This window comes from Actinobacillus ureae ATCC 25976, from assembly GCF_000188255.1.
GTDB classification, from domain to species: Bacteria; Pseudomonadota; Gammaproteobacteria; order Enterobacterales; family Pasteurellaceae; genus Actinobacillus; species Actinobacillus ureae.
The window spans coordinates 623,243-633,242 of record NZ_GL831080.1 but is presented as its reverse complement, the minus strand read 5'-3'; the positions used below and the strand labels follow the sequence as shown (position 1 = coordinate 633,242).

At 39.9% G+C, this 10,000-nt stretch carries 7 protein-coding genes and 1 pseudogene; 6 read left to right on the top strand and 2 right to left on the bottom strand.

Going from position 1 to position 10,000, the window contains the following annotated elements; translation table 11 throughout:
* Positions 1 to 98: 98 nt before the first annotated feature.
* Positions 99 to 1,580, bottom strand: a complete 1,482-nt coding sequence (ilvC, locus tag HMPREF0027_RS03185; protein ID WP_005622201.1) for a ketol-acid reductoisomerase — start codon at positions 1,578 to 1,580, stop codon at positions 99 to 101.
* Positions 1,581 to 1,812: 232 nt separating this feature from the next.
* Here ilvC and HMPREF0027_RS03180 point away from each other — a divergent pair, with 232 nt between their 5' ends.
* The 4 genes from HMPREF0027_RS03180 to HMPREF0027_RS03165 all read left to right on the top strand — a co-directional run bounded on the left by HMPREF0027_RS03180 (position 1,813) and on the right by HMPREF0027_RS03165 (position 4,954).
* Positions 1,813 to 3,054, top strand: coding sequence for a paraquat-inducible protein A (locus tag HMPREF0027_RS03180; RefSeq protein ID WP_005622199.1), 1,242 nt, complete (start codon positions 1,813 to 1,815; stop codon positions 3,052 to 3,054).
* A 163-nt stretch (positions 3,055 to 3,217) separates the two neighbouring features.
* The gene (locus HMPREF0027_RS03175) at positions 3,218 to 4,318 is read left to right on the top strand and encodes a transglutaminase-like domain-containing protein (protein ID WP_005622197.1); all 1,101 of its coding nucleotides are present in this window, start codon (positions 3,218 to 3,220) and stop codon (positions 4,316 to 4,318) included.
* Entirely contained in the window at positions 4,290 to 4,643 is a 354-nt protein-coding gene (locus HMPREF0027_RS03170) for a mercuric transporter MerT family protein (protein WP_044024238.1), read from the top strand. Before HMPREF0027_RS03175 ends, HMPREF0027_RS03170 begins: the two co-directional genes overlap by 29 nt.
* A complete protein-coding gene (locus tag HMPREF0027_RS03165) occupies positions 4,640 to 4,954 on the top strand; it encodes a heavy-metal-associated domain-containing protein (protein WP_005622193.1) in 315 nt (104 codons plus the stop codon). Before HMPREF0027_RS03170 ends, HMPREF0027_RS03165 begins: the two co-directional genes overlap by 4 nt.
* Positions 4,955 to 5,079: 125 nt before the next feature.
* Here the strand turns inward: HMPREF0027_RS03165 and HMPREF0027_RS03160 are convergent.
* A pseudogene (locus HMPREF0027_RS03160) lies at positions 5,080 to 6,330 on the bottom strand (aldehyde dehydrogenase family protein); the annotation flags it as partial.
* A 173-nt stretch (positions 6,331 to 6,503) separates the two neighbouring features.
* Here HMPREF0027_RS03160 and HMPREF0027_RS03155 point away from each other — a divergent pair.
* Together HMPREF0027_RS03155 and pepN are read left to right on the top strand one after the other, a co-directional pair.
* Positions 6,504 to 7,175, top strand: a complete 672-nt coding sequence (locus HMPREF0027_RS03155) for an AraC family transcriptional regulator (protein ID WP_005622189.1) — start codon at positions 6,504 to 6,506, stop codon at positions 7,173 to 7,175.
* Positions 7,176 to 7,264: 89 nt separating this feature from the next.
* Positions 7,265 to 9,877 carry an aminopeptidase N gene (pepN, locus tag HMPREF0027_RS03150; protein ID WP_005622188.1) on the top strand — a complete coding sequence of 871 codons (2,613 nt, stop codon included), beginning with the start codon at positions 7,265 to 7,267 and terminating at the stop codon, positions 9,875 to 9,877.
* The last annotated feature ends 123 nt before the right edge of the window (positions 9,878 to 10,000 follow it).

Below are 10,000 nucleotides of genomic sequence, written 5' to 3'. Positions count from 1 at the left end.
GGACTGAGCCCTGTACAATACAGAACGCAGTCCTTAAATTAAATAATCTAACTTTTTGGGGTCAGATCATTACGAAGTAGGCTCTTTATAATATTTAATTAACCTTGCGATGAAATACGTTTCATATCCGTCATATAACCACGTAACTCTTGACCGATTAATTCAACTGGGTGATTACGGATTGCATCGTTGATATCACGTAAGTAAACGTTGTCGATTTCAGCAGCCGGTGTCGGTTCACCTAAGTCACCTTTTTGTAACATCGGGATTAATTTCTCTGCAAGAATTGGCGTTGCAATGTGAGAGAATAAGTAGTTACCGTATTCTGCCGTATCCGAAATTACCACGTTCATTTCGTATAAACGTTTACGAGCGATCGTATTTGCGATTAACGGTAATTCGTGTAATGACTCATAGTATGCAGATTCTTCGTAGATACCACTTGCAACCATTGCATCGAATGCCATTTCTACACCCGCTTTCACCATTGCAACCATAACTACGCCGTTATCAAAGTATTCTTGTTCAGAAATTTTGATACCGTCTGCTTTCGGTGAGTTTTCGAATGCGGTTTTACCGGTTTCTTCACGCCATTTTAATAAGTTTGCGTCACCGTTTGCCCAGTCTGCCATCATGGTTGATGAGAATTCACCGCTGATGATGTCGTCCATATGTTTTAAGTAAAGGTCATTTAATTGAACTTTGATTTCTTCACTTAATTCAAAAGCACGGATTTTCGCAGCATTTGATAAACGGTCCATCATTAAAGTGATACCGCCTTGTTTTAACGCTTCAGTAATCGTTTCCCAACCGTATTGGATTAATTTGCTTGCGTATGCCGGATCTTTACCGTCTGCCACTAATTTGTCGTAACATACGATTGAACCGGCTTGTAACATACCGCAAAGGATTGTTTGTTCGCCCATTAAGTCAGATTTAACTTCTGCCACGAATGAAGACTCTAATACGCCTGCACGGTCACCACCGGTCGCTGAAGCCCACGCTTTAGCAATCGCCATACCTTCGCCTTTCGGGTCATTTTCCGGGTGTACAGCGATTAATGTAGGTACACCGAAACCACGTTTATATTCTTCACGAACTTCCGTACCTGGACATTTTGGCGCAGTCATTACAACGGTGATGTCTTTACGAATTTGTTCACCTTCTTCAACAATGTTGAAACCGTGAGAGTAACCGAATGCAGAACCTTGTTTCATTAATGGCACAACATCTGCAACCACTTTTGAGTGTTGTTTATCCGGCGTTAAGTTGATCACTAAGTCAGCGGTTGGAATTAACTCTTGGTATGTGCCGACTTTGAAACCGTTTTCGGTTGCACGAGTGAATGACGCACGTTTTTCAGCAATCGCTTCTGCACGTAACGCATAGCTAATATCTAAACCAGAATCACGCATATTTAAACCTTGGTTTAAACCTTGCGCACCACAACCTACGATAACGATTTTTTTGCCTTTTAAGAAATTGCAGCCATCTGCGAATTCGCTACGATCCATAAAACGACAACGACCGAGTTGGTCTAATTTTTGACGTAAGTTTAATGTGTTGAAATAGTTAGCCATTTTGTGCTTCCTTATTTATATGTATGATGTTGAGTGTGTTTTTTTATGATGTTGTGTTTACACATGGTTGTTTTATTATGCAATCGATTATACGGACTTTTTATATTGCGTAAATTGATATTGTTGCGATATTAGATTGCAAAAAATGCAATGTAATTAATTAACAAAAAATGGCCGCTTGCAATACGAATCATAAAGTAGAAAATAGCACGGCTAAAAATAGGAAAAATAGATGAAAATAAATAAGATTACTTTGCAGCAATGCCCCGAATGTGAAACGGTAGTAGAAGTACCGCAAGATCTGCCGTTCCAAATATCCGTTTGCCCCAATTGCCATGACGTACTACGTCCAGCAAATAGTTGGAGCTTACGCCGTTGTTCAATTATCGCCTTAGCGATTTTAATTTTATTACCCTTTGCACTCACCTTTCCGTTAATGAGTATCGACTTACTCGGTGTACCAATTCACGCAACCGTATGGGGCGGAGTGTGGAAAATGGCGACTGAAGGCTATCCTTACACCGCATTTATGGTATTGCTCTGTTCGGTCGTGTTTCCGATTTCGTTTGCAATGTTAGTGCTGACAATCAGGCTCCAAAAATTACTGGGGCATCGTCCTCGTTACACCTTGATTTTGCTATCTCGCATTCAAGAATGGGTAATGTTAGACGTTTATCTGGTCGCATTATCCGTGGCGGCGTTTAAAATTCGTGATTATGCGGATCTCAGCTTTAGTATTCATCTTAGTGCTTTTGTGATCGTGACGATTTTAACCACCTTGCTGTTTATTAAAATCGATCCGAAAGAAGCTTGGGCATATTTCTATCCCGAATACCACCTGCTTCCGAAAGGGTATCCAACTCATCCTTCGTTATGCCCAACGTGCGAATATACGTTCGATGAAAAGATTGTTGATTTAAAAGGTCGCCAGCGTTGCCCTCGCTGCGAAAGCAATTTAGCCATTTCGGATAATATAAAATTACAACGTGTGTGGGCGTGTTTATTAGCGGGTGTAGTGATGATGATTCCGGCAAATACGTTGCCGATTTCCGCAACCGGATTAGCCGGTTCGGTTTCTGCCGATACCTTATTTTCAGGGGTACTCACCTTTATCAGTATGGGCAGCTACAGTGTGGCGGCAATCGTATTTATTGCAAGTATTGCCGTGCCATTCAGTAAAGTGGCTATAATTTTATATCTGCTGTTAGCGATTCATTACAAATGGAAACACCCGATTCACTGGCAAATGAAAGCGCTACATTACGTGCACTTTGTCGGACGTTGGTCAATGCTGGATTTATTTGTATTAGCATTAATGATGTCCCTCTTGGAACGAGGACAAATTCTCAGCTTTTCGGTCGGTGATGCGGCATTTTTCTTTGGGGCGGCAGTATTCCTCACTATGATTGCCTCAAGTAATCTGGATGCTCGCATGTTGTGGCGAATCCACTATTCCAACGAGAAAAAACGCTAAAGACAAGCGGTTAAATTTGGCTAAAAATTTGCAAATTCCAGCCCAAATTTAACCGCTTATTTTTATTTGTACGCTTTCCTATTTATACGTTTTGATCTATTATGCACCCGTCTCATTCATCTTGAGTGAAATATAACAAGTTTGTTTATTTTAAGGATCTCTCATGAAAAAACTGCTATTAGCCACCTTGCTGGCAAGTTCGGCTGCATTCGCTAACCAAGTCCCAAGTTACAACACCACTACACATACCTACGAATTTAATCAATCTTACGATCTTGTTGTGCCGCAAGGTTCAAAAGGCGAAACTAATTTATGGGTGCCGTTACCGTTCAGTAATGATTACCAAGATGTCAAATCGATTGAATTTGAAGGTAACTACAATAAAGCCTATATCACGGAAAACAACCAATACGGTGCGAAAACGCTATTCGCTAATTGGGATGAAAAAGCGCAAAAACGCTTGTTAAAAGTGAAATTAGTGGTGCAAACCAAAGATCGTGAACCAATGGCAACCGGTGCATTAAACAGTTATCAACCGCCGGAAAAAATCATTTATTCGGTAGATGTGCAAGAGTATCTCAAACCGACTACGCATATCAAAACAGACGGTATTGTGAAGCAATATGCGGATAAAATTGTCGGCAAAGAAACCAACCCGCTGAAAAAAGCCGAATTGATTCATAAATGGATTGTGGAAAATATGGAACGTGATAATTCCGTATTGGGCTGTGGTGACGGTGATGTGGAAAAAATGCTGACTACCGGTATATTAAAAGGCAAATGTACTGATATTAACTCTGTGTTTGTCGCCTTAGCACGAGCGTCTGATATTCCGGCACGTGAAGTATTCGGTATCCGTTTAGGCGCTGCGCCGAAAATGTCGAAATTCTCCAAAACCGCCTTCGGTAGCGCAAAAGACGGCATTGCTAACGAGAATACCGGACAACATTGCCGTGCCGAATTTTATTTAGCCGGTTTCGGTTGGGTTCCTGTTGATTCAGCAGACGTGGCGAAAATACGTTTAACCGAGAAAAAAGCGGTCAATGATGCGGATACACAAGCGGTTTCGAAATACCTATTCGGTAACTGGGAAGCAAACTGGATGGGCTTTAACCATGCACGTGATTTCGACTTATACCCACAACCGGAACTAACACCGATTAATAATTTCGGTTATCCGTACGCAGAAGTCGGTGGTGATCCGCTCAATTCATTTGATGCAAAAGAGTTTGGCTATGAGCTTATCTCAAAAGAACTCAAATAAGCACTTTTTTGCCTCACTTACCGCAGCTCTAGTGACGGCGGTAAGCTCAACGGTATGCTGTATTGCACCTTTGGTTTATTTGGTGTTCGGTATTTCTTCACCGTGGCTGGTTAGTCTCAGCGAGTATGAATATTTACAGCTACCGTTATTATTCGTTTCGCTTGGTGCATTCGGTTACGGCTTTTGGTTACTGATGTTTTCTAACAAAATTATTTGTACCAAATATTGTTCACACCGCACCTTGATAATTTTATATTGGATTGCTTTCGTGATTATTCTATTTTTCTTGAGCTATCCGTTTGTTTTACCTTGGTTATTAGCATGAAAAAATTACTGTTTATTTTGCTTTTTTCTGTCGGAATTTTACCGCTTGTTTATGCCAATGAAGCTATGCCAAACGGCAATGTAGCAGCTGAACAACAAGCACCAAAAGAAGTGAATTTTTATATTAAAGAAATGAACTGCCAATTATGCGTCTATTTGGTTAATAAAGAATTGCGTGTGATTAATGGGGTGATTTCAACCAAAGCAAATATGAAAGAGCGTAAAGTCAAAATCATCGCGAGCGAAAATGTCTCGATAGAACAGATGATCAAGGCGATTGAAAAGCTCGGTTATACTGCCGAACAAATCTAAAAAAATAAGCGGTCAAATTTCCTCAATTTTTTGCAAAAAATCTAAGAAATTCGACCGCTTTTCCATGTTTTTCTATTTCATACAATACTTCTTTGCCTACTTATCCCAAGTAGATAAAGAATCATTTAAATGCGTTTAATCACGCTTTTTCCATGACTCATTTCATAGAAACTGTGTGCGCCGTGATAACCACCCATACCGCTATCACCCACACCGCCAAAAGGCAAGCCGGCGTGTGTTACATGCATAAAGGTATCGTTAATACAGCCGCCACCGAATGACACTTCATTCAATACTTGCTCTTCCGTTGCTTTGTCTTGCGTGAATAAATACAACGCCAACGGTTTAGCATTTGCTTTCACTTGAGCAATCTCTTCATTCATCGTTTTAAAAGTCAACATCGGGAAAATAGAACCAAAGATTTCTTCTTGCATTACTGGGCTCTGCCAATTCACTTCATCGATTAAAGTAAACGCTAATTTGCTGGTTTCATCGTTGTATTCTCCGCCAACTAACACTTGTCCGTCATTTAAAAACGCTTTTAAACGTTGATAATGACGAGGGGTAACTACTTTGACATGATCCGCTATCTCGGTCGGATTTTTACCCTGGTAGATCGCATTGATACGCTGTCTGATCTCCTCAACTAAACGATCTTTTACGTTCTCTTGTATCAATAAATAGTCCGGCGCAATACAAGTTTGTCCGCTATTAAACACCTTGCCGAATAAAATACGTTCCGCTGCTAATTTGAGATCTGCTGTTTCATCCACGATACAAGGGCTTTTTCCGCCTAATTCCAGCGTTACCGGCGTTAAATGTTTTGCTGCTGCCGCCATCACGATTTTCCCAACCTGCACGCTACCGGTAAAGAAAATATAGTCGAATTTCTCGGTCAATAGCTGCTGGTTTACCGCAACATCGCCTTCCACTACGGTGAAGTACTTCGGTTCGAAGTATTCCGCAATCAATTCGGCTAAGATCGCCGAGGAATGTACAGTAAATTCTGACGGTTTTAGGATAATCGTATTACCTGCCGCCATCGCACCGATAATCGGCGAAATCGAAAGCAGTATTGGGTAATTCCACGGTGAAATATTTAAAAACACACCATACGGCTCATGAATAATTTGTGCGTCCGCTTTTGTGCCCATCACCATTTCAGTAATTTCTGACTGCCCTGCCGATTTTGGTTTCGCTAACTCATCCAAATTTTCTGACATAAAATCGATCTCATGTACGAGCATATCGATTTCGGTTAAACGGGCTTTCGATTCCGGTTTATTTAGGTCGTTAAAAAGTGCTGTTAAAATTGCCTGATCGTTTTCAATTAACATCGCTTTTAAGCGCTGTAATTGCACTTTACGAAACGCTAACGGCTTGGTTGCGTTACTATTAAAAAAATCTCGCTACGCTTGCACGAGATCTGAAATTTGTTGTTGATCCATTTTTATTCCTTCCCTATTGGTTACGGATGGCTACATTATAGAAATCTGCTGATTTTAGTGTTAGCATAAACCACCAAAGTTTTTGCACAATTCTATAAAAAATGAAATTACTCGAAAAAGTTAAGCCATTAATTGACCCTCAAAAATTTCATCATACTTTTGAAACATTGCCGCCTGATTTTCATATTTTTCACACCAATAAAACCGGCGGAGATGTAATTCAAATTGAAAAATCTGGCTTCTCAGTCGTATTGCAAGGTTCAAAAGAGGTGCAAATCGGTGAATATCATTACCAATATCGTGCAGGTGATTTTGCTTGTTATGCTGTAGATATGCCTATCCTTGCGCATTATCAGGCAACACAGGAACAGCCTTATATTGATTTACGCTTTTATCTACCACCGGAACAACTTCAGCAATTAACCGAGACTTTACTTAGCCAAGATTATGCATTTCCTGATTTTTCGGGCAAAAAACTGCTCAGCCAGCTTTCGTCCACCTTAGAAGACGCTTTATGTCGGTTAATTGATTTACACAATTCACCAAATGACATTCCGATTCTCTATCCGTTATTACAACAAGAAATCATTTATCGCTTACTTTGCAGCGAACAAGGGGGATTATTAAGAAAGATTACCACACAAGGTTCAAATGCCCAGCGGATAGTAAGTGCGATCGAATGGCTAAATCAACACTACAACCAACCGTTTAATGTGGAAGAATTAAGTGCGAGCATCGGTATGTCCAGTACCGGTTTTTATGATAAGCGGTGAGATTCTTTGGAAAATTTGCAAGTTTTTAGTAGAATATATGCGCATTTCTTCGGTGAGTACACCCTGCCAAATAAATTAAGGAAAACATCATGCAACCTAAAGCAAAATATAGAAAAGATTATCGAACACCAGATTTTACAATTACAGATATCTCTCTTGATTTTCAACTTGATCCAGACAGAACCTTTGTTACTTCAAATTTATCCGTAGAACGTAAAACAGCAGGAGCCTCTCACCTACGCTTAGATGGACATAGTTTTGATTTCCTTTCCCTCAAGCTGAATGGCGCTTCTTACTCTAATTTCGAAAAAGATGATGAATCTCTAACTATTGATGTTAGTCATATCACTGAAGATAAATTCGAGTTACAAATTGAAACCGGTTTAAATCCTGCGCAAAACACTTCTCTACAAGGCTTATACCAATCTGGTGACGGTATCTGTACCCAATGTGAAGCGGAAGGATTCCGTCAAATTACCTATATGTTGGATCGTCCGGACGTACTTGCAAAATATCGTACAAAAATTACCGCTTCTAAAGCGAAATATCCGTTCTTACTTTCTAACGGTAATCGCATTGCACAAGGCGATTTGGAAGACGGGCGCCATTGGGTCGAATGGGAAGACCCGTTCTTTAAACCAAGCTATTTATTTGCATTGGTTGCCGGTGATTTTGATCTGTTACAAGATAAATTTATTACTAAAAGCGGTCGTGAAGTGGCATTAGAGATCTATGTCGATCGTGGCAATTTAGATCGTGCCGGTTGGGCGATGGAAAGTTTAAAACGCTCAATGAAATGGGATGAAGATCGCTTCGATTTAGAATACGATTTGGATATCTATATGATTGTAGCGGTTGATTTCTTCAATATGGGCGCAATGGAAAACAAAGGCTTAAATGTTTTCAACTCTAAATTTGTACTGGCAAAACCGGAAACCGCAACCGATACCGACTATCTAGATATTGAAAGCGTGATTGCACACGAATATTTCCATAACTGGACCGGTAACCGCATTACTTGCCGAGATTGGTTCCAATTAAGCCTTAAAGAAGGCCTAACCGTTTTCCGTGATCAAGAATTTACCTCGGATTTATGGTCTCGTCCGGCAAAACGTATTGAAGACGTACGTTTATTGCGTGCAGTACAATTTGCCGAAGATGTCAGCCCGATGGCACACCCTATTCGTCCGGAAAAAGTGATTGAAATGAATAACTTCTATACTGTTACCGTCTATGAAAAAGGCGCGGAAGTGATTCGTATGATTCATACTTTATTGGGCGAAGAAAAATTCCAAAAAGGGATGCAATTATATGTTGCAGAAAATGACGGTTCTGCGGCAACTTGCGAGGATTTCGTATCAGCAATGGAACGTGCTTCTGGTGTTGATTTAACCCAGTTCCGCCGTTGGTATAGCCAATCCGGTACGCCTGAGCTTAGCGTGAGTGATGAATATGATGAAATGCACCATGTCTATCGTTTGCACGTGTCACAGCATACGCCGGCAACTGCGGATCAATTAGAAAAAGTAAACTTGCATATTCCATTAAAAATTGAGTTGTACGGCGAACAAAGCGGAGAACCAATTGCACTTCAATTTGAAGGTACGGAACAGCATAACGTCTTGAATGTATTGCAAGAGCATCAAACATTTGAATTCCATAATGTGATGCACAAGCCGGTGCCAGCATTGTTATGTGATTTCTCTGCGCCGGTACGTTTAGATTATAACTATACCAATGAGCAATTAATTACATTACTTAAATTCGCACAAAACGATTTTGTACGTTGGGATGCAGCACAAACCTTATTCAATAACGAGCTTCGTGCTAATTTGTCTCGATATCAATCCGGTGAAGCATTAGCATTTTCTGAGGAGTTAACTGAGGCACTTATCTATGTACTTGATAATGCAGATAAAGATGTAGAGCTAACCGCATTAATGCTGACGTTACCAAAAGAAACCGAATTTGCCGAATTATTTAAAGTCATTGATCCGAACGGTATCGCTATCGTACGAGAATTTATGCTAAAAACGATTGCAGAAATATTACGTGGTCGTTTACATGAAATTTATGTTCGCCATAAATGCGGTACTTACCAAGTTGTAGCGGAGGATATGTCTAAACGCGCATTACGTAACGTATGTTTATCTTACTTAGCCTTTACGGATTTAGGTAACTCACTTACTTATAATCACTATAAACAAGCGGATAATATGACTGATACGCTCGCTGCACTTTCCGCTGCAACCAAGGCACAATTGCCGTGCAGAGATCAATTGTTAGCAGATTTTGAAGAGAAATGGCACCATGATGGCTTAGTAATGGATAAATGGTTTATGCTCCAAGCAACTCGTCCCGATGACAATGTACTTGAGATCGTGCAAAGCTTATTAAATCACCGTAGTTTTAACTTCAATAACCCAAATAGACTGCGTTCATTGGTCGGAGCATTTTGTGGTCAGACCCCGAAAGCATTCCATGCAATTGATGGTTCTGGCTATCGTTTCCTTGTCGATATTTTAATTAAATTAAATGAAACCAACCCACAAGTTGCTGCACGTTTAATTGAGCCTTTGATTAAATTATCACGTTACGACAATCAACGCCAAACCTTGATGAGACGTGGCTTAGAACGATTAAAAGGACTAGATAATTTAGCGAGAGATCTGTTTGAAAAAATTGAAAAGGCACTACATTAATATTATTAATTTTATGCTATATAATTAGATTAAAATTTATAATGAAGGTGATTGTATTCTTATTATTTACTAAAAAGAAAGACTATATTTGTGCTAAGGGTATTTTCAAATTCTTTGGGATAG

What these genes read in the sequence shown, in the direction of transcription:
- ilvC (WP_005622201.1), bottom strand. Translation starts at nt 1,580, where the DNA reads ATGGCTAACTATTTCAACACATTAAACTTACGTCAAAAATTAGACCAA.
- HMPREF0027_RS03180 (WP_005622199.1), top strand. Translation starts at nt 1,813, where the DNA reads ATGAAAATAAATAAGATTACTTTGCAGCAATGCCCCGAATGTGAAACG.
- HMPREF0027_RS03175 (WP_005622197.1), top strand. Translation starts at nt 3,218, where the DNA reads ATGAAAAAACTGCTATTAGCCACCTTGCTGGCAAGTTCGGCTGCATTC.
- HMPREF0027_RS03170 (WP_044024238.1), top strand. Translation starts at nt 4,290, where the DNA reads ATGAGCTTATCTCAAAAGAACTCAAATAAGCACTTTTTTGCCTCACTT.
- HMPREF0027_RS03165 (WP_005622193.1), top strand. Translation starts at nt 4,640, where the DNA reads ATGAAAAAATTACTGTTTATTTTGCTTTTTTCTGTCGGAATTTTACCG.
- HMPREF0027_RS03155 (WP_005622189.1), top strand. Translation starts at nt 6,504, where the DNA reads ATGAAATTACTCGAAAAAGTTAAGCCATTAATTGACCCTCAAAAATTT.
- pepN (WP_005622188.1), top strand. Translation starts at nt 7,265, where the DNA reads ATGCAACCTAAAGCAAAATATAGAAAAGATTATCGAACACCAGATTTT.